Genomic DNA, 26,011 nt, shown 5'->3' on the forward strand with positions numbered 1-26,011 from the left:
CGTAAACAATTAAAAATAGATAAAATGAAAATTCTAAAACAATTCGGGCATCAAGGTGATACGCAAATCTTCACAATCGATGAAATCCCCTGCAATGCCAAAAAAGTCGATAAGCAATACATAGCCGCATCGGAGCGAAGCGGAAGTTTCCACGCACTTTTTGGGGACTATGACATGTACGAAGTGGACGGGGGTTTTGTCATCGATGCAAAAGAGGAGTGTGTACTCAATCACTCATTGGAATCCATCCTTGCACAAAACGGTATCTCAATGGAGGACGCCAAAGTCCTTCCCAAGAAAGACCATAGACATTCTGTATTACCAAAAGGCAAATATGTGGTTGGTATACAAAACAGATTTGACCCGTTGGAGAACATCAAAAAACACGTGATAGACTGATGAAAACTTTAAAGGACTTTACACCGGAAGTACAGGCGAAGATTCCAAAATACATCCAAAACGGATTGAAAGGGGTGTTTGACGGGCAGCGATATAATGATTTTTCATTGGAAAAGGCTGTTGAAGCGGTTGCCCACAACTACGAGATATGTGGTTATAAAGCACCGTTCGTGTTGGTCGCTGAAAATCCCCTTGAAGCACAATTGTTGTTCAATTACACTAAGATGTTGTTCGGAGATTCGCAACTGGGTTCGCAACTGTATTCGCAACTGGGTTCGCAACTGTATTCGCAACTGGGTTCGCAACTGGGTTCGCAACTGGGTTCGCAACTGGGTTCGCAACTGTATTCGCAACTGTATTCGCAACTGCGTTCGCAACTGGGTTCGCAACTGGGTTCGCAACTGCGTTCGCAACTGTATTCGCAACTGGGTTCGCAACTGTATTCGCAACTGTATTCGCAACTGGGTTCGCAACTGCGTTCGCAACTGTATTCGCAACTGTATTCGCAACTGGGTTCGCAACTGCGTTCGCAACTGTATTCGCAACTGTATTCGCAACTGGGTTCGCAACTGTATTCGCAACTGTATTCGCAACTGCGTTCGCAACTGTATTCGCAACTGGGTTCGCAACGAAGCGAACTGTTCAAATACAATTCTGATTATCTGTTCACACTGAACGTCTATTCCGATTGTTATTATAGTTGGTTCGAGTTCATGAGAAAAGAACTTGATATTACACTCACAAAGGATATTGACGCCCTTTTTCAAAAAACATTCAGGTTGCAAAGAGAATCGGGTATTTATTCTGCCATTTTTTCCGAATTGGTATGCGTGTTTTCAAAATACCCGAAACAGGTCAAGAGAAACCAATCCAATGATATGCACTGCATAGATGGCCCCGCAGTTGAATGGGGACGGTATTCTGATGCTACAAGGTTTGATTGCTACTATGTCAACGGTAGACAGGTCGAAAAAGAACTAATTGAAAAAGATTTCTCCAAAATCGACCTGATAAACGAGGAGAACGAGGATAAAAAGGCCGCTATGATAACCATTGTAAAGGAAAGACAAGGAGATAAAGGGCTTTTGGACTTTCTTGGGGCAACAGTGGTGGATGAAAAGGCGATAGAGCATTTTGAAGGATATAAGGAAACGGTGAGGCTCTACAAGACCAAAGAATCCTATGAAATATTACAGGACAGGTTCGGAAACATGGGACAGCCCTATTGTTGGAGCGAGATAGTATGCCCATCTACAGGAACCACCTATCTGATAGAGAACTCTGCGGATTTTACGGATGCAGAGGAAGCGTTGAAATTTTTGAGGCCAAGTTTCGTGCCGGAGGAATTGATGTACAGATGGGAATCATTTGCAAACTAATATGATAAACCTATTACCAATACCCGGATTCATATTGATGTGCCTTGTGTGGTACTGGCAGATAAAGGGGAACAAAAAACCAAGGAGATGAAGTGGATTAGCGTAGAAGAAAAATTACCCGGTTATGACCCGAATGATGAAAGGGCGTTCAAATATTTTTTCAGGGCAAACAACGAAAGGTATTATTCAGGCTATTCAGTCACAGAATATGGAAATACCATGTTCTATCAGAGCAACGGTAGGAAAATATTGGGGGTGACCCATTGGACACCAATAGAACCACCAAAAAGATAGTATAAAACTGTAAAACAGATATAAATAGAGCCGAAGCGTCAACGGCAACATTTGACGTATTTCAAAACATTTAAAAAATGAGCAGAGCGGACGAATTTAAGAACCAGAACCCAAACCCATGCAACATCTTCCTGAACTGGAACAGTAACGATGGATGTTTCCAGTATTGGGACAGGGAATCCGAGACCAATGTCCCGGTGAAGATGCCCTTTAAGTTTCTTTTTCTCAAACAACTCCACACCGTGAAAGGTTGGAGCAATTCAAGCGAGAGCGGCATCTATTCCAACGAGGTCGATAAGATTGGCGAGGAAAAGATGAACGTAAGGAGTTTCAAGGGCGGACAGATTGCCGAGGGGCTTTGGAAGGACATCAAGGCACGTGTAAAGGATTTCGGTGGGCATTATGTAAGGAGCGTTTATATCATGCTGGAGGATGGCACATTGGCCAACCTACAACTTAAGGGAAGCCAAGCGCAAGAATGGTACGAGTTCACCAAAAAGACCTTTAAACGGCTACAGGATGAATGGGTAGAAGTGGTCGGGGCGGATGCCCGCAAGAACGGAAGCGTCAAGTACACCGTTCCACAATTCGTGTTCAACACATCCCTTAATTCAACAGAGGGCGAAAAGGCAGAGGAAGTGTATGCCGTGATCAAAATGTACATGGATGCCTATCTAGCATCGAACCAAGTCGAAAAGGAACTGGAAAGCGCGGTGGATGCCTACGAGGAAAAACAGAACATGCCACCTACCCCACCAGTTGAGGAAGATGCGGTTTTGGCAGTGCAAGAAGATGACGAATCGGATTTGCCATTTTGATGGAAGGGAGTAAAGAACAATTTTTAAAACTAAGGGAAAATGAGCATTCAGAATTACATAGCGAATTTGGACAGGTGCATAGATGGTTTGAGGAAATACGCCGTTTCGGGGGACATCCAACCGCACGAGGCATACGCACTGATAAAGGAATCGGGAATCGATGAAAGGCTCGGTTCCTGTATATCGGAGATACGGGGCGTTGCAGTGGACGGCTTGAAGCACAATTATCTGGAGGGGAATGAAAAGAACTATAAGAGCAATGGCTACGCCTTTACGGTAAGGTCAGGTTCGACCAGATATTATTTCACCGATGTTCCAGAGGTCAAGGAAAAGAAAATCCTTGCGGAATCAACGGAGGAATGGAAAGGCTTCAAGGCTTCCGAACATAAGTATAAAACCGCCTTTTTGATGAAGCAGAAGAACATGGCGATGTTCGATGAGGAAACCGGAGAGGAAGTAGATGTTTCAAGTGTCAAGGTGGTCTATTCACCAGATACCTTATCCGTAAAGAAAATTGAAAAGGAACTTGTTTGATGCTGATAGTAGGCGCACAACTGGAGAGTTACAGAAGTCTTAAGGACAAGACCCTTAAGCTCAGTTTTGAGACGCAGGAGCCAAGCCCTGAGCAATTGACCGAGATTGCCAAGGCTTCCCAAAAGTTCGGTTATCTGGCCTTTAAGGAAGATAATTTCAAGACCGATGAACTGGAAGTGTTGAACGGCCTTAAATCAGATTATGAAGACAAAGGGAAATCAAAGAGCCAACGTTTGAGGGCGGTACTCTATAAGAATTTCGAGCAGGACAATCTTGGTTATAAGGTGTTCGATGATTTCTACAACAGGAAGATGGAGGAATTGATAAACCACTTTAAGGGAAAATTGGATTGATGAAACAAAAGCCCAAACCCTGTAAAGGAATCCAACCGACCACAAAAGGTCTTGGATGTGGAAAACCAACATACTACAGAACGTATGGATTGGGCAGGGATTGTGGCTGTTACCAAGATTGGCTCTTGAACACGGAAGCCGGAAAACTAAAGATGAAGAAAGCGGAATTGAAGGCTACCAAACCACGAAGGGAACTTGAAAAGGCCGAAAGGGAGCATAAGGAACGCATGAGATTGCCCAAGGCCTTGGAAATAACGCAGGAGGTGTTCAATAGATATATAAGGCTTAGGGATGTTGGATTGCCCTGTATCTCGGAGGGGATAGCATGGAAGAACGATTTTGATGCAGGGCATTTCTTCTCGGTAAAACAGTACAGTGAACTGAGGTTTGATTTTGACAACTGCCACGGGCAGAGCATCCAGGGAAACAGGATGAAGGACGGGAACTTTCAGGACTATGCTATAAACCTTCCATATAGAATCGGAGAGGAACGTTTCGCAGAATTGCTCAAAAGGGCGGAAAGGTCAAAACAAAGGGTTAAGAAATGGACTTTGGAAGAACTGGAAGAAATAAGGACTGAATGTAAACGGAGAATTAAAGAATTACAAAATGGAGCCTAAAGAAAGAGCAAAGGAAATCTATGATAAAATGAAGGGCTTTCGGGTGAAGAACTCCCATCGAAAAAAATGTGCCTTGGTTGCTGTTGATATAATCCTAAAAGATGTTGGAGCTGAAGATTGGCTTCCAGATGAAGAATTGGGAATCAATTATTGGCAAGCGGTCAGAAAGGAAATTGAAAAACTCTAAGGACTGAATGTAAAAAACGTATAAAGGAACTTGAAAATGGAAACTAAACAGACAAGCACACTGGCCTACGATAAATATCGTGCCGATGGAAAAAAGGAGCGTGACCACAAGATAATACTGTGGGTGCTCTCCACTTATGGAAGATTGACCGCTTTCGGTATAGCGAAACGTGCCTTTTACAAGGTCATGGAGAACGGAAGGGAGCGCACAAGAAAACTTGATTACATCGCCGTCAATAGAAGAATGAAGGAGTTGCGGGAATCAAGCCTTGTGGAGATAGTGGACAGGCACAAAGATGTTGACGGGAGTCTGAGAACGAGGTATTCCCTGAAATGAAATTTTGGATTGCCCCTTCCCTTTACCGCCCCGATAAGGAGTGCTTCATATTCCGTGAGGACGGTGTTGAGATAAAGGTGGCAATCTGCGAGAACATAAATTCTGTGAGCCTTATGTCGCTGAAAAAGAACCATTATTTGAGAACGGTTGAGAAAATCGAGATACACAACTACTACAACATGACAAAGAAAATAGAACTGTAATGACACTCGAAGAGCGCAAAATCGAATTTATCGCTGAAGTACATACAACGGCACTCAACAAATATTCGGATGAAATGATTTCAGATTTCATCGGGTACTGGACTGAACTGGACAGAAAGAAAAAGAACGTGATGCGCTTTGAGGGGGAAAAGTATTTTTCAATGGGAAGGAGATTGGGAAGATGGGCAAAAAACGAAAAACAATGGAACACCCCTAAAATTAGGGAAACAAAAGTGAACGAACCAAAATTGATACAGGTAGATTTCAATAAATATGGATGAAGCAAAGGGATTTGGGGCTGAACTGAAGGATTTTCAGCAGTCCTTACGGGAAAAGGTAAAGCATGATGTCTATAAAGCACCTGAAACCCATAAGGTGAAAAGAAGTGTGGTTGATTTTGATGGGCTTTTTGAAAGGCATTCAAAAAAACTCTGCCAAGGCTTTGAGACAAATTTCAATGTTGAGGAGATTAAGTACTATTTCAGGGAGCTGTACTCAAAAGGGTACGATAAAGGTCTTCTTGTTTACGGTTCTTTAGGGGTGGGCAAGACCATGATATTCGACATAATCCACTCAATGGCAAAGGAACTTGTCGTTTCACAGGGATTCCAAGGGCTTTGGTTCACAAAATGCACCGCCCCTTGGTTGGTCAGTGAAAGGATGAGGAGCGTGGAGGAAGGCTATACGGGGAGTTTTGATATAGCAACCTACCACAGGGGAAAACTTTATATAGACGATTTGGGAGCGGAACAACTGTGCTTCAACAAATATGAGCTTTTGGAAGAGATATTGTTCCAGAGACACCGAAACAAGGCTTTGACGATGGTGACAACAAACCTGACCCCTGCTGAAATTGGAAAAAGATATGGTGCAAGGGTCTTTGATAGGCTACCTGAAATGTTCCACATGATAAAATGGGAAGGTGAAAGCAAAAGAACGGTTAGCAAAAAACAAGGAAACAAGATTTAAGAAACATATAAAGGATGTGTTATGAGGGAACGAAAATTTAGGGTTCGGTATCATCAAGAGGCGCAGGGCAATATCCCAGAGCAAATTATAAAGAGGGTTTACCCGTTTAAAGACCTTTTGGAATATGGAAAGCCACATAACATTGAAAAAATCATTTCAATTGATGATTGGACAGGCCTTAAGGACAAGAACGGAAGTGAGATTTTTGAAGGGGATATTCTGCAATATCAGTTTGAAGATGAAGATAATAAAGCTTTTGAAATAGTTTGGCACCAATTCGGTTGGGGGTTTAAATATAAACATTGGGAACATCCTTCCTATATGAACCCTTTCAACATTGAGTACGGGGCAATAATCGGAAACATCCATGAAAATCCAGGGTTGCTATGAAAACCCTAACCCTCATATTGTTCCCTTTCCTTGTATCGGCGCAGATTCATTTGAATATAGGCATAGTTGACATCCAAGATAGATTGGACGGCAATACAATGGCTTGGGACGTTGGCTATTCGCAATTCTTTGAAAGAGTGGGCATAGGGGCAAACTTCCGCAGCACCCAGATAAAAGGGGACGGGTACTTTACACTCGAGGGAAATGTGAGGTATAGGATGGTGGAAGAGAGGATTTATAGAAGTGAGATTTCCGCAGGGGCGGGATGGAACCTTGACGAACACGACATCCACCCGATTGTAGGACTTAGGAACGCCGTACGTATCGACGAGGGAACATGGCTGACCGTTGATTTTGACAACAGTTACAGAAACAGTCAAGATTGGAACGGTGGTGGATGGCGTTTTGAGACCTATCTGCTTATAGGGATAAGTCTTGATGTTAAGTGGCAGAGGAATTTAAGGAAAAGAAAAAGGTTTTTTTGATATGAATCAGATTCAAGAGTTTATTCAATACATACTTCAAAGCGTTAAGTTTTGGGTAATTGTACAACCTTGGCAAACGGGGTTGATAGTTAGATTTGGAAAGAATGTGAGAAAGATAGAAAAGGGAGTGTATTTTAAAATACCCTATTTTGATTCGGTTTATATCCAAGAATCTAGGTTGAGGGTTTCACCGCTTTCCATGCAGACATTGACAACAAAGGATTTAAAGACAATCACTCTTAACGGTTCAGTTGGTTACAGTATAGAATCGATTGAGGATTTATATAAGACACTCTACCATCCCGAAACCACCATAGCCAATATCGTTATGAGTGAGATTTCAGATTACATCTACTCCAAGGATTTGATAGATATTACCCCAAAACAACTTCAGAAGAACGTGTTTGAAAAACTCAACACACATCAATATGGTTTAAAATTCGAGTATTTTAAGATTACAAATTTTGCGGTTGTAAGGACTTATAGACTTATCCAAGACCAAAGCTGGATTGACGAAACCTTAAAAATGGACGAAAGTAAATAACCATGAACCGAGAGGAACCATTGGAGATACAGTTGATATGATTTTAGAAACGGTAACAAAGGAAGAAGTTAAGGAAATGGTCGAGTTCTATTTTGACCCAGGCCTTTTGAGAAGGGAAACGGCAGCGAGGTATCTTGATATGCCGTTATCAACTTTTGATGAGTTCACGAGGCAGAACCCTCATTTAAAGAAGTACAATGGTAAGCGTGTGAGATATTGCCCAAAAGAGCTTAAGAAAGCCTTTCAAAGTGCGATATAAAATCAAGTGCCTTGTCCATGCTTGTCTTTCCTATGTACTTTAAAAAAGTTTCCTCTGAACTATGGCCAGTTATTCCCATCAACACGGGGGTAGGTATCTTGCCAAAGAAGTTGGTGGCAAAACTTCGCCTTAGATCATGTGTACCTATAATTTCCCACTTTGGAAAATAACCCGTTTTGCTGGGTTTTCCTTTCTTGCCACGCTTGAACCCATATACTTTTTGTTCAAGTTCCGCTTCCTTGCATACCAACTTGATATAATCGTTTAGTTTTTGCAAACTTATCGGATGTGGAAAATCTTCCAATATCCACTCAATGTCCTTAACTATAGGTAAAATTATATCCTTTCCGGTCTTGGACTGTCTTATCTCAAAAAACTTTGTTCCCTTGACCTCTTTTAAATCCTTTAATCTCAACGATAGTAAATCACCTCCCCTCTGCCCTACCATACATCCCAATAGGAGCCATTTACGTGCATTATCCAGATAGGGCAGTAAATCCAGTCCCTTTATTTTTTTTTGTTCCTCTGGGGTCACTATAACAAGCTCTTTCTTCTTCTCGGAAAGTTTGGGGACTTTCTTTATTTCAGGATTTATTTTCTTTCCCACATTTTCCGCGTCCCTGCAAACCGTCTTTAAAAGCTCGATGTTCTTCCCCACCGTGTTCAATGAATCCCCTTTATCGAACAGCCATTTTTGGAAGTCCCTTGCAAATTTTGCATCCACCCTGACCAGTGGAATGTTCTCTTGGTATTTGTCTATGAGTTTGTTGAAGCTCTTATAAAGTTTTATGCGTCCTTCGGAAAGTCCAAAGCCCCCCTTCCTGTTCTTGCGTGTGTGGGATGTCGCCAATATTTCATTAATTTGCGACTGTACAGTTTCCTCGTTGTTCTCAGATGACAATATCGATTCAATCCATTTATCATTATGCACCTCCACTTCATTGTAACTTTCCTCTATTTCATTCTGTAGTTTTCGGAGTTTGAGCTGTAAAGGTTTATCTTTGTGCCAGTTCTCTGAATTGCAGATAAAGCGGGTTTTCTTACGGAACAGTTTTTCCCTTGAAATCGACACCCTTACGTACACGGGTACGGTACGCCCCTTTGAGCGGATATAGAATTTAGTTTTCATGTGTGCAACAGTTGTGCAACCAAATCGGTTAGCGGTCATACAAAACTATACCAAAGAAACGTAAATACAGGGGTTTACAATGATAAAATATGATATACCACTGATAAAGTAGCCCCTCTCTCGCTACAAAAAAAGACCATTTTGTGAAATGGTCTTTTTTTATGTCCATTATTTTCCCAGCTTTTTAAACAGTCATATAACCTCACCTGCTTCTTTGAACTTTTCTATCGTTCCCAATGGCAATTGAAAGCTGAAAATGTCTTTGTCTTAATGCGAATGGAAAAGCGTAAATTTAAAGAAAGTGTAAAATCATCTTGAAATTGGAGCGTCCATATCAACTAATTCTTGATAACGTCAGTAGGTTTATTGATTTAACCAAGCTTGAACAACAAAAGTATATTTCTTTACTTACCACAGTAAAAGTAAAAAGGAAAGCATTTTTGATGCAAGCCGGCGAAATTGCCAAGTACGAATACTTTATCACTAAAGGTTGTTTAAAAGTGTACACGCTGGATGAAGATGGCGCACCTCATATCTCCATGTTCGCGGTTGAAGATTATTGGACAGGAGACCTAGCCAGTTTTATTACCAAAGAACCATCACGCTATTTCATTAAAGCCACGGAAGATTCAGAATTATTAGGTGTCTCCAGGGTTAATTATGATTTACTTTTTCAAGAAATCCCAAAATTTGAACGATTTTATCGTATGCTTTATCAAAGGTCACTCATAAATTATATAAGACGTTCTAATCATGGCATATCCTTAACGGCAGAAGAACGATATATTGAGTTCAAAAAGAAATACCCGGAAATTGTCAATAGAATTACCCAGAAAGACTTGGCGGGCTACATTGGTATTACTCCAGAATTTATGAGCAAAATTATCTCGAAAGTCAACAGGATGTAAAAGTCTTAAACTAGTTCATTTTTTTTCATGTGTTCCTCTCGGAATTTTGAGGCATGAAAAAAATACTCATCATAACATCTCTTTTTACCATTGGTTTTGCAAACTATTTGCAGGCGCAATTCACCCAGATAGAACTGTTCTCGGGATTGGATAAAACGGATTTTACGCTGTATGCAAGCTATCCAATAAATACCAAAAAAACACTGAGCATTGCAACCCTAGCATTCTTTCAAAAATTCAATAAAAAAGAGAATGAGGATTTTGATGAGGTTGGCGTTCAACCCACCTTATTCTGGAATATCAATAAAACCATTTCAGTTGGCCCCTCGGTTTATTACAATAGTATTTCAGGGTATTCAGGGCGTTTGTCGGCAAAATTTACATTGAAGAGTTCCAGGTTATTGTTTGTGGTCATTCCTACCGTAGGACGCTATCAACAAACAAAAAATGCATATGCTGAAACCTTTGCCCAAGTCCAGTTTAATACGCCTATCAGTGATAAGATATCGATAGGGCTCAATGGACAGTTTTTAACGGTCTGGGATGAATTTAGGACGCATTCCAGAAGTTTTCAGCAAGTACGTGCAGGCGTAACATTCCATGGGCACCAATTTGGTCTTGGTGTGGACTTTGACCAGTATGGACCCAACCCAATACTTATATCATCATTTGGTATGTATTACCGAAAAACTTTTTAAACCATTTTAAATCTTAAACCGTATGAAAAAATTAGTGAAAACACTTATGAAGACAAACCCAAACATTGGATTTAGTATTGCACGATTAACACTTGGCTTGGTACTACTTCCCCATGGCGCACAGAAATTATTAGGACTTTTCGGAGGTTTTGGTTATTCAGCAACAATGGAATCATTCACAACACAAATGGGATTGCCAAACATTGTAGCCTTCTCCATAATAATGATTGAATTTTTTGGCTCTATTTCCATACTTCTAGGGTTCCTTAGTAGGTTCTGGGCAGTATCAATTATAGGAATGTTTATAGGCATCATTCTTACTACGCAGGTGGAACATGGTTTTTTTATGAACTGGTTCGGCAATCAAGCTGGTGAAGGTTACGAATATTCCCTTCTTGTTATCGGTCTCGCCCTAACCATATTAGTCAATGGTAGTGGAAAATGGTCCATAGATAATTTAATCGCTAAAAAACAATAATCATGAAAAAAATAATCACAATAGCAGGGAGCAATAGTCAAAAATCCATCAATAAAAGTTTATTGACCTATACCCATAGCTTTTTGGAAAATGTAGAGATTATCCCAATTGATTTAAATAATTATGTATTGCCTATTTATGGTGTTGATTTTGAAGCTGAAAATGGAATTCCGACAGCGGTTAAAAGACTAAACGAAGTATTTGATACTGCCGATGGATTTATAATAGCTCTCGCAGAACATAATGGGTCGTATGCAGCAGTGTTCAAAAACACGATAGACTGGTTATCTTGTGCAAACATGAAAATATGGAGAGAAAAACCCATGCTGCTAATGGCAACCTCATCGGGAGCAAGAGGCGGAGCAACCGTATTACAATCTGCAAGTACCTACTTCCCATTTATGGGAGCCAGCATCACCGATACTTTTTCATTACCCTCATTCTATGAGAACTTCAATAGCGGAGAAATTAGTGATGAAGACTTGAAAAAGGACCTTCAATCCAAGGCTACTAAATTTCAAACAAAAATTAAAGCGAGAAATCATCAATACCAAAGCTAATAGCGCAAACTAAAAAGACCATTTTACAAAATGGTCTTTTTCTTTTCTATTTGCTGATTAAAGGAATGAAATCTATAGGCTTTCCTTTATAATATGTTCCACTACTTCGGGATTTAGAAGGGTGGAAATATCTCCTAAATTATCAGTTTCCTTGGATGCTATTTTCCGGAGAATACGACGCATGATCTTTCCACTTCGTGTTTTGGGCAATCCGGGCACAAATTGAATCTTATCCAACTTGGCAATAGGACCAATATGCTCCGTGATCATTTGGTTGATTTCCTTTTTCAGGTTATCGCGATCTCGGGATTCTCCGGTTTCCTTTAAAATGACATAGCCATACAAGGCATTTCCTTTGACATCGTGTGGGAATCCAACGATAGCAGACTCCGCCACTGCTGGATGTTCGTTAATGGCATCTTCAATGGGTGCCGTACCCAGGTTATGTCCCGAAACAATGATGACATCATCCACCCTACCGGTAATTCTATAATAACCGACTTCATCCCGTAAAGCACCGTCTCCTGTAAAATATTTTCCTTCAAAAGCAGAAAAATAGGTGTCCTTATAGCGCTGATGGTCTCCCCATATGGTCCGTGCTATGGAAGGCCATGGAAATTTAATGCAAAGCCGCCCATCTACTTGATTGCCCTTGATTTCTTTTCCATTTTCATCCATTAATGCGGGTTGCACCCCAGGCATGGGCAAGGTTGCGTAGGTGGGCTTTGTTGGGGTTGAAAAAGGAATGGGAGAAATTAAAATACCACCGGTTTCCGTTTGCCACCAGGTATCCACAATGGGGCATTTTTTCTCTCCGACATGGTCATTGTACCAGTGCCATGCTTCTTCGTTGATAGGCTCTCCTACCGTACCCAAAACTTTTAAACTAGAAAGGTCATATTTGGTAACAAAGTCCAGATTTTCTTTGGCCAAAGCACGAATGGCGGTAGGCGCTGTGTAAAATTGGGTGACTTTATGTTTTTCCACCACTTCCCAAAATCTGCCAAAATCAGGATAGGAAGGAACTCCCTCAAACATTACAGTAGTGGCCCCATTGACCAACGGTCCGTACACAATATAGGAGTGGCCCGTTATCCAGCCGATATCCGCAGTGCACCAATAAATATCTTCTTCACGATATTGGAACACATTTTTAAAGGTGTACGCCGTATAAACCATGTATCCCGCCGTAGTATGCATCATTCCCTTGGGTCGACCCGTAGAACCTGAAGTATACAAAATGAAAAGTGGGTCTTCTGCTTCCATGATTTCGGGAACACAATCAGCATAGGCTTTGTCCAACAAGGGTTGCAACCAATGGTCACGTCCGTCCATCATGTCGATTTTTTCTCCAGTTCGTTTGGCGACCAAAACACTTGCGATACCCGGACACTGTTTCAACGCCTCATCCACAATTCCTTTTAGGTCGATGGTCTTGCTACCTCGGTACGAACCATCAGAGGTAATTACCATTTTGGCATCACAATCATTGATTCTTGTGGCCAATGCTGTGGATGAAAATCCTGCAAATACAACAGAGTGGATGGCTCCAATCCGGGCACAGGCCAATACAGAAATGGCCAACTCCGGTATCATCGGCAAATAAATCACCACACGATCTCCTTTTTTCACGCCCTTTTCCTTGAGTACATTGGCAAACTTGCACACTCGTTCATGCAAATCATGATATGTAATATGTTCCGATTCCTCATTGGGGTCATTAGGCTCAAAAAGAATGGCGGTTTTATCACCACGACTTCGCAAATGACGGTCGATGCAATTTTCGGTAATATTGAGTTGGGCACCATCAAACCATTTGACCTCAGGCTTTGTAAAATCCCATTCCAACACCGAATTCCATCTTTTGCGCCAGAAAAAGTGCTCCTCCGCCACTTCTTCCCAGAACGCCTCTGGATTTCTTACGGATTTACGATAGACCTGAAAATATTCTTCCAAATGTTTAATATGGTAGTTGCTCATTGCTTTGAATAAATTTTTATGTGGCTTTAAAATTATGAAAAAGGGGGCAATTAATTAAGGATATCAGTGGTCAATAGCGTCTCCTGCCCCGCTTGGAATGCGGATATTTTCCACAATTTCCTGTACTTCCTCAGGAGGGTCTTCGGTAAAGGTATTAACCACTATCGCCACTATAAAGTTCACTACCATGGCGATGGATCCAAACCCTTCTGGCGAAATGCCAAACCACCAATCATCCTGTAAACCAGCAACGGCTTCCTGTCCTCCATCAAAAATTCCAAACTTAAACTTCAACATATAGAAAAGCATGAGACAGAGTCCTACCACCATTCCTGAGATGGCTCCCTGACTGTTCATCTTTTTATAAAAGATGCCCAAGATTATCGCAGGAAAGAACGATGCTGCCGCCAGACCAAAGGCTAGTGCTACCACCGCGGCCACAAAGCCTGGCGGGTTGATTCCAAAATACCCTGCAACAACCACAGCTACTGCAGCTGAAATTCTCGCTGCCCAAAGCTCTCCTTTTTCGGAAAGGCCCGGATTAAGGACATTTTTAATTAAGTCATGGGATACGGACGCCGAAATTACCAATAACAATCCTGCTGCGGTTGACAAGGCGGCTGCCAGTCCACCTGCAGCAATTAAACCAATTACCCAAGCCGGCAAATCCGATATTTCCGGGTTGGCTAACACCATGATATCACGGTCAACTGTTAGTTCATTTATTTCTGGGGCGGCGACATACTGAATTTTACCATCGCCATTTTTATCCTCATGGGCAATGAGTCCAGTAGTTTCCCATCGGCTGAACCATTCAGGCATTTCATTGTATTCTTTTCCACTTACCGTTTCAATTAGGTTTGTTCTTGCGAATACAGCCACTGCTGGTGCCGTGGTATACAATATAGCAATGAACAGCAAGGCCAGACCTGCTGACTTTCGGGCATCCCGAACCCTTTTCACAGTAAAAAAACGAACAATTACATGCGGTAAACCAGCCGTACCTACCATCAATGCCAATGTAATGGCAAATACGTCAATCGTACTTTTTGAACCAGAAGTATACTCCGCAAAACCAAGTTCGGTGGAGAGTCCATCCAATTTATCCAGAAGATAGGTTCCAGAACCATCAGATAAGGTGTCACCAAAACCAAGTTGTGGAATGGGGTTCCCTGTCATCTGAATTGAAATGAATATGGCAGGTACCATAAAGGCGAAAATCAATACGCAATATTGCGCTACTTGGGTATAGGTGATGCCTTTCATTCCACCGAGGACGGCATAAAACAAAACAATCACCATACCGATGACCACCCCTGTATTAATATCAACTTCCAAATATCTCGAAAATACGATGCCCACACCTCGCATTTGACCCGCTACATAGGTAAAAGAAACAATAAGGGCGCAAAAAACCGCTACTACCCGGGCTGTTTTGGAGTAATACCGTTCTCCAATAAAATCTGGTACGGTGAACTTTCCGAATTTTCGAAGATAGGGTGCCAATAGTAAAGCCAAAAGAACGTATCCTCCAGTCCATCCCATTAAATATACAGCTCCATCATAGCCCGCAAAGGAGATAATCCCGGCCATAGAGATAAAAGAGGCTGCCGACATCCAATCTGCTGCCGTGGCCATTCCATTGGCCAATGGAGAAACCCCACCGCCGGCGACATAAAATTCTTTGGTGGAAGCGGCCCGAGACCAAATGGCAATTCCTATATACAGACCAAAGGATAACGCGACCAACACATAGGTCCAAATTTGAACATCATTCATAATTAGGTTTTAGGGATTGGTTACTCTTCGTTGAAACCGTATTTCTTGTCCAATTTGTTCATAAGCCGAACGTATACGAAAATGAGAATCACGAAGACATAAATGGAGCCTTGCTGGGCAAACCAAAAGCCCAGCTTAAAGCCGCCCATTCGGATGGTATTGAGCTCATCCACCAATAGGATTCCGAAGCCGTAAGAGACCAGGAACCAAATTGCCAGTAAAATTGAGAGGTATTTTAGGTTTTCTTTCCAGTACTTTTTGCGAAGGTCTGTGTCCATCTGTTCGGTTTGATTGAAGAAATATATGAAATCCTCAGAAAAAACCACCAAAAATTGGAAAGTGCAACACTTTTTAAGAAATACCGTTCAAATAATTTGAAACGTTAATCCCGATACGTTCATGAATGTTGGAGACATCTGCTTTTACAAAATCTTCTCCGGTGATGCTTTCATACAATTCTATATAACGCTCTGAGACAGATTCAATATATGCATCACTCATTTCTGGGACGGTCTGCCCTTCCAAACCTTGGAATCCGTTGGAAATCAACCATTGGCGAACAAACTCCTTGGACAATTGCTTTTGCGGTTCGCCCTTGGCCTGCAATTCTTCATAGCCTTCGGCATAGAAATAGCGGGAAGAATCTGGGGTATGGATTTCATCTATCAACACGATTTTCCCTTCCTTGGTCTTCCCAAATTCGTATTTGGTGTCCACCAAAATCAGTCCGCGTTTTGCAGCTATTTCTGTTCCTCTTTGGAAAAGGGCTTTGGTATATTTTTCCAAAACTGCATAATCGGCCTTGGAGACAATACCACGCTTCAAAATATCTTCTTTGGAAATATCCTCATCATGGTCTCCTTTTTCTGCTTTGGTAGCCGGAGTGATGATGGGTTCCGGAAATTTATCATTTTCCTTCATCCCTTCGGGCATGGGTTCACCACATAGCAATCTTTTGCCAGCTTTGTATTCTCTCGCAGCGTGCCCAGAAAGATACCCCCGAATCACCATTTCAACTTTAAAGGGGTCACACGCTTTTCCGATGGCAACATTGGGGTCTGGCGTAGCCATCAACCAATTGGGCACGATATCCTCCGTGGCCTGCATCATTTGGGTGGCAATCTGATTCAAAATCTGGCCCTTGTACGGAATGCCCTTGGGCATAACCACATCAAAAGCAGAAAGCCGGTCAGTGGCCACCATCACCAAAATATCATTGTCCAAGGTATAGACCTCTCTTACTTTTCCTTTATATATTGATTTTTGACCCGGAAAATGAAAATCCGTGTCCATAAGCGTATTTTGCCCCATCTTAGAATTGGTTTTGGTGCTCTATGTTCTTGTATGCATCAATGACTTTCTTGACCAGTTTGTGACGAATTACATCCTTATCATCCAAATAAATTATGCTGATGCCATCCACATTTTTAAGGATAAGCAAAGCTTCCTTCAAACCTGAAATCACACGTCTTGGTAAATCTATTTGGCCAGGGTCACCGGTCAATAAAAACTTGGCGTTCTTTCCCATCCGGGTCAGAAACATTTTCATTTGGGCATGGGTAGTGTTCTGGGCCTCATCCAAAATCACAAAGGCGTTGTCCAGTGTACGACCACGCATAAAGGCCATTGGCGCAATTTGAATGGTACCATCCTCAATGTACTTTGCCAATTTCTCCGCCGGAATCATATCACGGAGTGCATCGTATAATGGCTGCATGTAGGGATCCAACTTTTCCTTGAGGTCTCCAGGAAGAAAACCTAAATTTTCCCCAGCTTCCACCGCAGGTCGGGTTAAAATAATTCGCCGAACCTGTTTTTCCTTCAGCGCTTTTACGGCCAAAGCCACTCCGGTATAGGTTTTCCCAGTCCCCGCAGGGCCAATGGCAAAGACCATATCATCCACCTTGCAAGCATCCACCATTCTTCTTTGGTTGAGCGTCTGCGCCTTAATCAAACGTCCACTGACACCATGTACCAAAACATCACCACTGCTTTTGGATGCCGTTTCCTCTTGCCCATTAGCGGTAAGGACACGCTCAATCATGTTTTCATCGAGCTTGTTGTACTTGGCAAATTGACCTGTAAGCATATCAAACCGTTTATCAAACTCTTCCAAGAGTTCTTCATCTCCATATACCTTAATTTTGCTGCCACGCGCAACAATTTTTAGCTTTGGGAAATATTTTTTTAGAAGTTCAATATTCTCATTCTGCTGCCCAAAAAAGTCCTGTGGGCTAATATCCGTGAGTTCTATGATGAGTTCGTTCAAAAAGTGTGGGGTATTTTTATGTTGTTTTTTACAAGAATTGTATTCTTTCTTTTTTAATGTAATTTTACTTCACAAACTTAACCAAAAATCAATTTGAGCAGGCAAAAACATATCAACAGTATTGCATGGCAATCATAACCTTAACTACGGATTTTGGAATTAAAGACCACTTTGTTGGTGCCGTGAAAGGGACTATTCTGAGCAACCTTCCCGATGTGAACATTGTTGATATTTCCCATGCCATCAGCCCATTCAACATTCAAGAATGCGCTTATATCCTTAAGAATGCCTATCGTTCCTTTCCTGAAGGAACCGTACACGTTGTAGGTGTGGATTCTGAACTTTCACCCGAAAACCAACATATTGTGGTGCAGGTGGACGGGCATTATTTTGTGAGTGCCAATAGTGGGGTGATTTCGTTGATTACTTCTGAAGTGAAACCTGAAAAAGTAGTGGAAATCAAGATTCCGAATATCATTTCAGGGTCGTTTCCCGTTTTGAATGTCTTTATTCAGGTGGCCTGCCATATTGCCCGTGGTGGAAAATTGGAGGTAATTGGAAAACCATTTGATGAGTTGCGTGAACTGCGCGACTTCGAGCCAAGAATCATCAACAACGGAAAAACCATTTCAGGAAATGTCATTTATATTGATAATTATGGCAATGTGGTGACCAATATCCAAAGAAGTTTGTTCAACGCCTATAGAAATGGTAGAGCTTTTGAAATAAATGCGCGTACCACCAAAATCAGTCAAATCCATGACAGTTATAATGGCATCATCAATTTTGATTTGGATAAAAATCAACGCAAAGGCCCCGGTGATGCATTGGCCCTGTTCAATTCTGCAGGATATATTGAGCTCGCCATTTATAAAAGTGACCTGAATTCCGTGGGAGGAGCCTCTTCCCTTTTAGGCCTGAATTATAGGGATACCGTAACCATAAATTTTCTGTAAATGCTGATACGTATCGTGAAACTCACTTTTAAACCCGAAAATATTCCTAGTTTTGAACGAATTTTTAAAGAATCAAAAAACGGAATCTTGGCGTTTGAAGGTTGTAATTTGGTAGAGCTGTACCAAGACCTCAAAAATCCTTGTGTGTTTTTTACGTATAGTTTTTGGGAAAAGGAATCAGACTTGGAAAGATATCGGACATCAGATTTTTTTAAAGGCGTGTGGGGAACCACCAAGCAACTTTTCAGTGAAAAACCCGAAGCTTGGAGCGTCAACAAAGTGCAAACTACAAACCCATCTTAATGTTCGCGATTTTTAAAAGAGAGGTACGGTCTTTTTTCACTTCGCCCATTGGGTACTTGATCGTGGGTGCCTTTTTGTTGCTCAACGGTCTTTTTTTATGGGTTTTTAGAGGCGAGTACAACATATTTGACTACGGTTTTGCCGATTTGGGAAACTTCTTTTTACTGGCTCCTTGGATCTTTATCTTTCTGGTCCCGGCCATCACCATGAAGAGTTTTTCTGAAGAACGCAAAATGGGAACCTTGGAGTTGTTACTCATAAAACCCATCTCTGTATGGAAATTGGTATTGGGTAAATTTTGGGGTGCGGCACTGCTATGTATTATTGCTGTGATTCCGACTATTGTTTACGTATTTGCCATTTCAAGTTTGGGCATGATTGAGGGCAATTATGACCTCGGAATGGTTCTCGGTTCTTATTTTGGGCTATTATTTTTGATTTCGACCTATACTTCCATTGGCCTATTTGCTTCTACGCTTTCTGATAACCAAATCATTGCCTTTTTGGTGGGTATTTTACTGTGTTTTTTGGTGTTCAACGGATTTGATGCGGTTTCTTCGCTGTTTTCGGATGGAGAGTCTCAGCAATTGATTCAAGGAATTGGAGCAAAATCACATTTTGAAAGTATTGCCCGAGGGGTCATCGATACTCGGGATTTGGTGTATTTTATTTCGATGACGCTGCTCTTTTTGTACCTCACTTTTCAACGTCTAAAACAACTGCCCCGATGAAGAAGTTTCTCATTTCAGTAGTCGTGGCTCTCGTAGCCGTTTTGGTGTTGAACATCCTGGCGAGCTTTGCTTACACTCGTTTTGACCTCACCGAAGACCAGCGGTATACCCTATCGGAACCTGCCATTGAGGTCGCCGAAAAGTTTAAGTCTCCTGTTGTAGTGGATGTACTTTTGGATGGAAACATTCCTCCAGAATTTTCAAGACTAAAGACAGAGACCATCCAATTGTTGGAATCCTTTGCTTCCAAAAACAAAAACATTACCTATAACCTGGTAAATCCCTTGGAAGATGAAAGTCAAGCCCAACAGACTGTTGCTGAGCTACAGAGTTTGGGCCTCCAACCTGCCAGTGTAACCGTTGAGGAAAACGGAAGGGTTTCCCAAGAGTTGGTCTTTCCTTGGGCCATGGTGAATCATGGAAATCGGACCGTAAAAGTGGCATTGCTCAAAAATAAAATTGGGTCATCTGCAGAAGAACGCATCAACAATTCGGTACAGCAATTGGAATATGCTTTTGCTGATGCCTTTACCAAATTGAACATCACCGAAAAGAAAAGCATTGCCGTCATCAAAGGAAATGGGGAACTCTCCGATATGTATTTGGCGGATTATTTGACCACTATTCGGGAGTATTACAACATTGCCGCCATTACCTTGGACTCTGTGGCGTCTAACCCACAAAAGGTGTTGGACCAACTGGCGGGTTTTGATATGGCCTTGATAGCCAAACCCACCGAACCATTTTCTGACCAAGAAAAATATGTGCTGGACCAATACGTGGTGAACGGAGGGAAATCCATTTGGTTGGTCGACCAGGTGGCCATGGAAATGGATAGCATTCTAGCCGGTGGTGGAAGCGCTTTTGCCCTACCTCGCGAACTCAACCTAAAGGATTTCTTCTTTAAATATGGGGTGCGAATCAATCCTGTTTTGGTCAATGACATGTACTTTACTCAAATTGTTTTGGCGACTGGTGAGGGAAACGATTCCCAGTTCGACCCTGTACCGTGGTATTACAATCCCATGGTGTTTTCCAAAAACAACCACCCCATCAATACCAATATTGAGGCGGTTCGCTATCAGTTTGCAAGTCCTATGGATGTTTTGGAGAATGATTATGACAAAACCATTCTTTTACAGAGTTCTCCGCTGTCCAAAACCGATGGTACTCCACGACAAATCAGTTTGGACATTTTGAACAACCCTCCAAATCAAGAAAGCTATACCCCCGGAAATATGCCTTTGGCTGTTTTGGTTGAGGGTGATTTTGTATCGATGTACAAAAACCGCGTAAAGCCTCTCAAGTTACAGAATACCACAGAAGAAGGTCCAGCTAACAAAATGATTGTCATTTCGGATGGGGATGTCATCAAAAACCAATTGCGAAACGGCAGACCATTAGAATTGGGTTATGATAAATGGACCAGTAGTTTCTATGGCAACAAGGAATTTTTGGTCAATTGCACCAATTATCTCTTAGACAACACCGGACTTATAAACATTCGAAGTAAAAAAGTGTCCATTCCGTTATTGGATGTGAAGAAAATTGCTGCCGAGAAAACCAAGTGGCAAATCATAAATATTGGGGTTCCCGTATTCTTGACACTTCTTTTTGGGGTTTTCTTCAGCTATTACCGAAAGCGCAAATTTGCAGCCTAAGTGTTAATAAATTTGTTTCTTTGCTTCGCCGTTTTAAGATATATTTGCTTTTATCGATTTACAAGCCCAGTTTTAATGACCTCAAGTCGATTGGGCCGCAATACTAAAGGATTTCTTTGATGAAGTTTATTGTATCCAGTACATATTTATTGAAACAATTACAGGTTTTGGGAGGAGTTATTAACAATAGCAACACGCTTCCCATCCTAGATAATTTTCTGTTCGATTTAAAACAGAATCAACTTACGGTCTCTGCATCCGACCTAGAAACTACCATGAGCTCTGTGCTTGAAGTGGATTCTGATGCCGAAGGCACCATCGCTGTCCCAGCACGTTTGTTGTTGGACACCCTGAAGACCTTTCCTGAGCAACCCCTCACCTTTGTGGTAGAGGACAACAATACGGTGGAAATCAGCTCCAACCATGGTAAATATGCCTTAGCGTATGCTGATGGGGCAGAATTCCCAAAAGCAGTGGAGGTTTCCAATCCGAGCTCCACTACCCTATTGGGCGATATTTTGGCCACGGCCATCAATAAGACCATTTTTGCCGCCGGAAACGATGACCTTCGCCCGGTGATGAGCGGCGTGTTTTTTCAGTTTTCTACAGAGAATTTGACTTTTGTGGCCACAGATGCACATAAATTGGTAAAATACCAACGGCAAGATGTTACGGCTTCGCAAGTGGCGGAATTCATTATGCCCAAAAAGCCATTGACCTTATTGAAAGGGATTTTGGCCGGTTCTGAATCTGAGGTGACCATTGAATACAATGATAGCAATGCAAAGTTCATTTTTGACAATTCAGAATTGATTTGTCGATTGATTGATGGAAAGTACCCCAATTATGAGGCGGTCATTCCAAAGGAAAATCCCAACAAATTGACCATATCCAGAAATCAGTTTTTAAGTTCGGTACGAAGGGTATCCATTTTCTCCAATAAGACCACGCACCAAATCCGGTTGAAGATTGCAGGTGCCGAGCTAAATATTTCTGCTGAAGATGTGGATTATAGCAACAAGGCCGAAGAACGACTTTCCTGCTCCTATCAAGGTGACGATATGCAGATTGGGTTCAACTCACGCTTTCTATTGGAAATGCTCAACAACTTATCCTCTGATGATGTTTCTTTAGAAATGAGCTTGCCCAACCGAGCTGGTATCCTTACTCCCATCGATGGATTGGATGAAGGCGAACATGTTACTATGCTGGTAATGCCTGTGATGTTAAATAACTAAATACTCAAACTATACGTTTAAAAAGCTGGAGCGTTATGTTCCAGCTTTTTTTATTTATAAAAACCGTATCGTTAAAAAATAAGATGGTGCTTCACCGTTGGAAGCCTTTACCGCATTGACTATGGGCAATATAAAACCTAGAATACCTGTTGCAATCAAACCCAGAATTCCCAAGCCCAAAAGCAAGATGGCCGGGATACTTATAATAATGTAAAGAATCAAGCTTAACTGCAGGTTGATGATGGCCTTTCCATGTTCATTCATCCCCTCTACCTTATCTCGTGACGATAACCAGATGATCAAAGGAACTAGTAGACTTCCAAACCCAATAACATACGATAATAACTGGGTCAAGTGTGTGATGGACAACAGCGTGTTGTCCTTTCGCATAACATTTTGATTAACAACTTCCATTTTTCGATTGATTTTGATGATGTACCTTATGAGTATATAATTTACGTAAAATGTTACAGCTTTCCGCTAATTTGTACTTTTGCGCCTATGTCATACGTGGATAATATTGTTGCCTTAGCTACCCCTTCAGGAACCGGGGCCATTGCGGTGATTCGCATTTCTGGGCCTGATGCCATCTCGATTGCCGATTCCATTTTTAAATCGATTAAAGGAAAAAAATTGTCCAAACAAAAGAGTCACACCATTCATTTGGGGCATATTATGGATGACGACAAAATCTTGGACGAGGTACTCGTTTCCATTTTTAAGGGGCCGCACTCCTATACTGGCGAAAATGTGGTTGAAATATCCTGTCATGGGTCTCCCTATATTCAACAACAGATTATCCAATTAATCTTGCGAAAAGGGTGCCGAACTGCTTCCGCTGGTGAGTTTACCCTTCGTGCTTTTTTAAATGGAAAAATGGATTTGAGTCAGGCGGAAGCGGTGGCCGATTTAATTGCCAGTGACAGTAAGGCGGCCCACGACATTGCCATGCAGCAAATGCGGGGCGGTTTTAGTAATGAAATTCAAAAATTGCGAGAAGAATTGCTCAACTTTGCTTCCTTGATTGAATTGGAGCTCGATTTTTCACAGGAAGATGTTGAATTTGCGGATCGTACCCAATTCAACGAGCTGTTGAATCGCATTAGTGAAGTCCTAAAAAAACTGATTGACTCCTTTGCTTTGGGGAATGTCATAAAACATGGTATTCCTGTTGCCATTGTTGGGCAACCCAACGTGGGAAAATCCACCCTACTCAATGTTTTACTGAATGAGGAACGGGCCATTGTAAGTGATATCGCTGGGACCACCCGGGATACGGTTGAAGACCAAATCAGCCTCAATGGCATCAATTTTAGATTTATTGATACCGCTGGCATCCGTGAAACGGTGGATGTGGTTGAAAAAATTGGGATAGAACGGACTTTTGATAAAATTGAAAAAGCCAGGTTGATTATCTTCCTTTTTGATCATATGGATTTTGGCCGTTCGGAGCTGGAGCGGATTCAAAATCGATACCCCAATAAACAACTGGTCCCTATTTGCAACAAGGTGGATTTGTTGGAGGAATTCCAAATAGAACAATTGCGGCAGGAAATTCCAGATGTTCTTTTTCTTTCAGCCAAAAACAAAACAGGCATCCCAGAATTGGAAAGAAAACTACTTGCTCTGGTGGATTCTGGTGCATTGAGTGGTGACGAAACCATCATTACCAATAGTCGCCATTACGATGCTCTTTTAAAGGCGCTGGAGGAAATCCAGAAAGTAAAAGAAGGCATGGATATGGGATTGGCCAGTGATCTTATGGCCATTGACATTCGTCAAGCTCTATTTCATTTAGGGGAAATCACTGGAAGCGTCACCACAGATGATCTTTTGGGGAATATTTTCTCCAATTTCTGCATCGGGAAGTAACCCTGATACCTAATTTATGGAAATTTGATCCTACCAGTCTAACGACTCATATCTCTTCACAATCAAAAATTACCGGCCATGTGCAATGGGTGTAGGTAAACACCTCGGGTTTAAAGTCTCATTTCCTGCATTTTACCTAGATTTGGACAAATACCCAATATACCTTTTATCGGGTATTCCTGTTTAACAAAATATATGTTAAATTGTTCTCCAATCAATCTCTTTTAGTTATGAGGACACTCTTATTAGCATTCGTTTTATTCAGTTCATTCGCTTTTGGCCAAAATCAGAGAAGTACAGGTCTCCTTTTTGATGATGAGGCCTATGAGCGAACACCCATCAAAGCAAAAAATGTTGCTTTTCAAGATGTTGTAACCGAATTTAGATCCGCCACGTTAAAACAATTTGTTCCCAATATAAAAGACCAGGGTGGTTATGGCACCTGTGTTGGCTGGTCCAGTGCTTATTATGGCAGAACAATTTTAGAAGCTCGGTTAACGAATGAGGAAGATTCAATTCAAATCAATGAGAACACTTTTTCACCTGTATTTACCTATTTGCACTCTAATGTTGAAAATGATTACAATTGCCAAGGGGGCGCATTTATCGGACGGGCCATGGAAGCCATGATAGATCTGGGTGTTCCATATTACAAGGATTTCGATGTAATGTGCGAAACCAACATACCTGAAACCGTTTTAAAAAATGCCCAAGAGCACAAAATAAAAGACTATACAAGAATCTTTGGATCTGATGAGCCACAAGACGTTAAGATTGATGGTATAAAACGCTCGCTGCTAAACGGAAATCCAGTAATTATAGGATTTAAAATTGAGAATGCCTTTTTTAGTGCCAAAACCGTGTATGAGCCTGATAATTTGGGAACCGAGGGGGGACACGCCATGTGCGTAATAGGTTATGATGATGATAAGTATGGTGGCGCATTTGAGATTGTGAACAGTTGGGGACCATCATGGGGCAACGATGGTTTTATGTGGATCAGATACAATGATTTTGTGGAATATACCCGTTATGCGTTTGAAATGATTCCACAAGTATCCAAGCCCAAAACAAAAACCGTACTGGCTGGTGAATTGGAACTTCGGTTAAGGGACAATACCACAATGGAAGTAAGCAAGGGTGATGGCGATTATCAAGGCTCTGTCTTTGGTTTTCAAGATGTGGTCATTGAAGATGAATCGCAAAGTATTGGTGATTATATAACCACATCCAGCTATCCCACCGAGACCCGGTATCAAATGATCACTAAGGTGAATCAACCGGCTTACGTTTATGTGTTGGGTGCCGATTCGGACAATGAGAATTCACTCTTATTTCCCTATGATGAATCTGTAAGTCCCTTTATAAATTCAGATAAGGCCCAGGTTACCATCCCTTATGCCGGACCCAACCAGAAAGCCTATTTTAGGTTAAACAAAGAGGTTGAATCCGACTACTCCATTGTTATCTTTTCACTTGAAAAAATTGACATGCCTGCTGTAAAGAAGCAACTGGATGAGATGAACGGCGATTTGTTGGATAAGCTTTATATCATTTTCAATGACCAGTTGATCAACAAGGACGAGGTTGAACTCATGGAAGAAAAAATGGGCTTTACGGCAGAGTTCTCTGAAGGATCCATGGCTATGATGATTTTGGATATTAAAAGAACATAAAGC

The 26,011-nt window shown here is 41.6% G+C and carries 33 protein-coding genes; 26 read left to right on the top strand and 7 right to left on the bottom strand.

From position 1 onward, the window contains the following. Positions 1 to 24 precede the first annotated feature (24 nt). The 15 genes from J0X14_RS14415 to J0X14_RS14485 all read left to right on the top strand — a co-directional run bounded on the left by J0X14_RS14415 (position 25) and on the right by J0X14_RS14485 (position 7,770). The gene (locus tag J0X14_RS14415) at positions 25 to 399 is read left to right on the top strand and encodes a hypothetical protein (protein ID WP_207098513.1); all 375 of its coding nucleotides are present in this window, start codon (positions 25 to 27) and stop codon (positions 397 to 399) included. Then, positions 399 to 1,778, top strand: coding sequence for a hypothetical protein (locus J0X14_RS19255; RefSeq protein WP_410548707.1), 1,380 nt, complete (start codon positions 399 to 401; stop codon positions 1,776 to 1,778). Before J0X14_RS14415 ends, J0X14_RS19255 begins: the two co-directional genes overlap by 1 nt. Positions 1,779 to 1,865: 87 nt before the next feature. Then, the gene (locus J0X14_RS14425; protein WP_207098515.1) at positions 1,866 to 2,072 is read left to right on the top strand and encodes a DUF551 domain-containing protein; all 207 of its coding nucleotides are present in this window, start codon (positions 1,866 to 1,868) and stop codon (positions 2,070 to 2,072) included. Between the two features lie 77 nt (positions 2,073 to 2,149). Further along, on the top strand, positions 2,150 to 2,890 hold the full coding sequence (locus tag J0X14_RS14430) for a hypothetical protein (protein ID WP_207098516.1): 741 nt from the start codon (positions 2,150 to 2,152) through the stop codon (positions 2,888 to 2,890). Positions 2,891 to 2,929: 39 nt separating this feature from the next. Further along, complete coding sequence (locus J0X14_RS14435) at positions 2,930 to 3,424, top strand: hypothetical protein (protein WP_207098517.1); 495 nt, start codon at positions 2,930 to 2,932, stop codon at positions 3,422 to 3,424. Continuing rightward, the gene (locus J0X14_RS14440) at positions 3,424 to 3,777 is read left to right on the top strand and encodes a hypothetical protein (protein ID WP_207098518.1); all 354 of its coding nucleotides are present in this window, start codon (positions 3,424 to 3,426) and stop codon (positions 3,775 to 3,777) included. Before J0X14_RS14435 ends, J0X14_RS14440 begins: the two co-directional genes overlap by 1 nt. After that, a complete protein-coding gene (locus J0X14_RS14445) occupies positions 3,777 to 4,397 on the top strand; it encodes a recombination protein NinG (RefSeq protein ID WP_207098519.1) in 621 nt (206 codons plus the stop codon). Before J0X14_RS14440 ends, J0X14_RS14445 begins: the two co-directional genes overlap by 1 nt. Beyond that, positions 4,387 to 4,584 (top strand): hypothetical protein, encoded by a 198-nt coding sequence (locus J0X14_RS14450; protein ID WP_207098520.1) that lies wholly within the window; start codon positions 4,387 to 4,389, stop codon positions 4,582 to 4,584. The genes J0X14_RS14445 and J0X14_RS14450 overlap by 11 nt, the downstream gene beginning before the upstream one ends. A gap of 36 nt (positions 4,585 to 4,620) precedes the next feature. Further along, entirely contained in the window at positions 4,621 to 4,920 is a 300-nt protein-coding gene (locus J0X14_RS14455; protein WP_207098521.1) for a hypothetical protein, read from the top strand. Positions 4,921 to 5,122: 202 nt separating this feature from the next. Next, on the top strand, positions 5,123 to 5,404 hold the full coding sequence (locus J0X14_RS14460) for a hypothetical protein (protein ID WP_207098522.1): 282 nt from the start codon (positions 5,123 to 5,125) through the stop codon (positions 5,402 to 5,404). Continuing rightward, the gene (locus J0X14_RS14465; RefSeq protein WP_207098523.1) at positions 5,397 to 6,092 is read left to right on the top strand and encodes a hypothetical protein; all 696 of its coding nucleotides are present in this window, start codon (positions 5,397 to 5,399) and stop codon (positions 6,090 to 6,092) included. The genes J0X14_RS14460 and J0X14_RS14465 overlap by 8 nt, the downstream gene beginning before the upstream one ends. Positions 6,093 to 6,113: 21 nt before the next feature. Next, positions 6,114 to 6,482 (top strand): YopX family protein, encoded by a 369-nt coding sequence (locus J0X14_RS14470; protein ID WP_207098524.1) that lies wholly within the window; start codon positions 6,114 to 6,116, stop codon positions 6,480 to 6,482. Beyond that, positions 6,479 to 6,967 (top strand): hypothetical protein, encoded by a 489-nt coding sequence (locus J0X14_RS14475; protein WP_207098525.1) that lies wholly within the window; start codon positions 6,479 to 6,481, stop codon positions 6,965 to 6,967. Before J0X14_RS14470 ends, J0X14_RS14475 begins: the two co-directional genes overlap by 4 nt. A 1-nt stretch (position 6,968) precedes the next feature. Next, on the top strand, positions 6,969 to 7,511 hold the full coding sequence (locus tag J0X14_RS14480; RefSeq protein ID WP_207098526.1) for an SPFH domain-containing protein: 543 nt from the start codon (positions 6,969 to 6,971) through the stop codon (positions 7,509 to 7,511). 37 nt (positions 7,512 to 7,548) lie between these two features. Then, positions 7,549 to 7,770 carry a hypothetical protein gene (locus tag J0X14_RS14485; RefSeq protein WP_207098527.1) on the top strand — a complete coding sequence of 74 codons (222 nt, stop codon included), beginning with the start codon at positions 7,549 to 7,551 and terminating at the stop codon, positions 7,768 to 7,770. Here J0X14_RS14485 and J0X14_RS14490 read toward each other — a convergent pair. Continuing rightward, complete coding sequence (locus J0X14_RS14490) at positions 7,742 to 8,899, bottom strand: tyrosine-type recombinase/integrase (RefSeq protein ID WP_207098528.1); 1,158 nt, start codon at positions 8,897 to 8,899, stop codon at positions 7,742 to 7,744. The two genes, J0X14_RS14485 and J0X14_RS14490, sit on opposite strands and share 29 nt — an antisense overlap. Before the next feature lie 320 nt (positions 8,900 to 9,219). Here J0X14_RS14490 and J0X14_RS14495 point away from each other — a divergent pair, with 320 nt between their 5' ends. Genes J0X14_RS14495 through J0X14_RS14510 form a run of 4 tightly spaced genes read left to right on the top strand, consistent with a single transcriptional unit; the run spans position 9,220 to position 11,543 of the window. Next, on the top strand, positions 9,220 to 9,807 hold the full coding sequence (locus J0X14_RS14495; RefSeq protein WP_262897108.1) for a Crp/Fnr family transcriptional regulator: 588 nt from the start codon (positions 9,220 to 9,222) through the stop codon (positions 9,805 to 9,807). 53 nt (positions 9,808 to 9,860) lie between these two features. After that, positions 9,861 to 10,505: a hypothetical protein gene (locus J0X14_RS14500; RefSeq protein ID WP_207098530.1), complete on the top strand. Its 645-nt coding sequence runs from the start codon at positions 9,861 to 9,863 to the stop codon at positions 10,503 to 10,505. Between the two features lie 22 nt (positions 10,506 to 10,527). Next, on the top strand, positions 10,528 to 10,983 hold the full coding sequence (locus tag J0X14_RS14505; RefSeq protein WP_207098531.1) for a DoxX family protein: 456 nt from the start codon (positions 10,528 to 10,530) through the stop codon (positions 10,981 to 10,983). Positions 10,984 to 10,985: 2 nt separating this feature from the next. After that, positions 10,986 to 11,543, top strand: coding sequence for an NADPH-dependent FMN reductase (locus tag J0X14_RS14510; protein WP_207098532.1), 558 nt, complete (start codon positions 10,986 to 10,988; stop codon positions 11,541 to 11,543). 72 nt (positions 11,544 to 11,615) lie between these two features. Here J0X14_RS14510 and acs read toward each other — a convergent pair whose 3' ends face one another. The 5 genes from acs to J0X14_RS14535 form a co-directional block, all read right to left on the bottom strand. After that, positions 11,616 to 13,523 carry an acetate--CoA ligase gene (gene acs / locus J0X14_RS14515; RefSeq protein ID WP_207098533.1) on the bottom strand — a complete coding sequence of 636 codons (1,908 nt, stop codon included), beginning with the start codon at positions 13,521 to 13,523 and terminating at the stop codon, positions 11,616 to 11,618. A 63-nt stretch (positions 13,524 to 13,586) separates the two neighbouring features. Next, a complete protein-coding gene (locus J0X14_RS14520) occupies positions 13,587 to 15,302 on the bottom strand; it encodes a sodium:solute symporter family protein (RefSeq protein ID WP_207098534.1) in 1,716 nt (571 codons plus the stop codon). Between the two features lie 20 nt (positions 15,303 to 15,322). After that, entirely contained in the window at positions 15,323 to 15,580 is a 258-nt protein-coding gene (locus J0X14_RS14525) for a DUF4212 domain-containing protein (RefSeq protein WP_207098535.1), read from the bottom strand. 73 nt (positions 15,581 to 15,653) lie between these two features. Next, positions 15,654 to 16,613, bottom strand: coding sequence for a phosphoribosylaminoimidazolesuccinocarboxamide synthase (locus J0X14_RS14530; RefSeq protein ID WP_207098536.1), 960 nt, complete (start codon positions 16,611 to 16,613; stop codon positions 15,654 to 15,656). Position 16,614: 1 nt separating this feature from the next. Further along, positions 16,615 to 17,571, bottom strand: a complete 957-nt coding sequence (locus J0X14_RS14535) for a PhoH family protein (protein WP_207098537.1) — start codon at positions 17,569 to 17,571, stop codon at positions 16,615 to 16,617. Positions 17,572 to 17,696: 125 nt separating this feature from the next. On the opposite strand from J0X14_RS14535, the gene J0X14_RS14540 reads away from it, so the two are divergent. From J0X14_RS14540 to dnaN, 5 genes are all read left to right on the top strand, one after another. Continuing rightward, on the top strand, positions 17,697 to 18,527 hold the full coding sequence (locus tag J0X14_RS14540) for an S-adenosyl-l-methionine hydroxide adenosyltransferase family protein (protein WP_207098538.1): 831 nt from the start codon (positions 17,697 to 17,699) through the stop codon (positions 18,525 to 18,527). Further along, complete coding sequence (locus J0X14_RS14545; protein ID WP_207098539.1) at positions 18,528 to 18,830, top strand: putative quinol monooxygenase; 303 nt, start codon at positions 18,528 to 18,530, stop codon at positions 18,828 to 18,830. It begins immediately after the preceding gene. Beyond that, positions 18,830 to 19,561, top strand: coding sequence for a gliding motility-associated ABC transporter permease subunit GldF (gldF, locus tag J0X14_RS14550; protein WP_207098540.1), 732 nt, complete (start codon positions 18,830 to 18,832; stop codon positions 19,559 to 19,561). The genes J0X14_RS14545 and gldF overlap by 1 nt, the downstream gene beginning before the upstream one ends. Beyond that, positions 19,558 to 21,222, top strand: coding sequence for a gliding motility-associated ABC transporter substrate-binding protein GldG (gldG, locus tag J0X14_RS14555; protein ID WP_207098541.1), 1,665 nt, complete (start codon positions 19,558 to 19,560; stop codon positions 21,220 to 21,222). Before gldF ends, gldG begins: the two co-directional genes overlap by 4 nt. A gap of 119 nt (positions 21,223 to 21,341) precedes the next feature. Next, the gene (gene dnaN, locus J0X14_RS14560; RefSeq protein WP_207098542.1) at positions 21,342 to 22,460 is read left to right on the top strand and encodes a DNA polymerase III subunit beta; all 1,119 of its coding nucleotides are present in this window, start codon (positions 21,342 to 21,344) and stop codon (positions 22,458 to 22,460) included. A 54-nt stretch (positions 22,461 to 22,514) separates the two neighbouring features. Here the strand turns inward: dnaN and J0X14_RS14565 are convergent, their stop codons facing one another. Continuing rightward, positions 22,515 to 22,874: a DUF4870 domain-containing protein gene (locus J0X14_RS14565; protein ID WP_207098543.1), complete on the bottom strand. Its 360-nt coding sequence runs from the start codon at positions 22,872 to 22,874 to the stop codon at positions 22,515 to 22,517. A gap of 87 nt (positions 22,875 to 22,961) precedes the next feature. Here J0X14_RS14565 and mnmE point away from each other — a divergent pair, with 87 nt between their 5' ends. Further along, positions 22,962 to 24,332 carry a tRNA uridine-5-carboxymethylaminomethyl(34) synthesis GTPase MnmE gene (mnmE, locus tag J0X14_RS14570; protein ID WP_207098544.1) on the top strand — a complete coding sequence of 457 codons (1,371 nt, stop codon included), beginning with the start codon at positions 22,962 to 22,964 and terminating at the stop codon, positions 24,330 to 24,332. A 230-nt stretch (positions 24,333 to 24,562) separates the two neighbouring features. Next, on the top strand, positions 24,563 to 26,008 hold the full coding sequence (locus tag J0X14_RS14575; RefSeq protein ID WP_207098545.1) for a C1 family peptidase: 1,446 nt from the start codon (positions 24,563 to 24,565) through the stop codon (positions 26,006 to 26,008). Positions 26,009 to 26,011: the final 3 nt, after the last annotated feature.

Origin of the sequence: Allomuricauda sp. CAU 1633 (assembly GCF_017313225.1) — a bacterium.
Taxonomy (GTDB): Bacteria; Bacteroidota; Bacteroidia; order Flavobacteriales; family Flavobacteriaceae; genus Flagellimonas.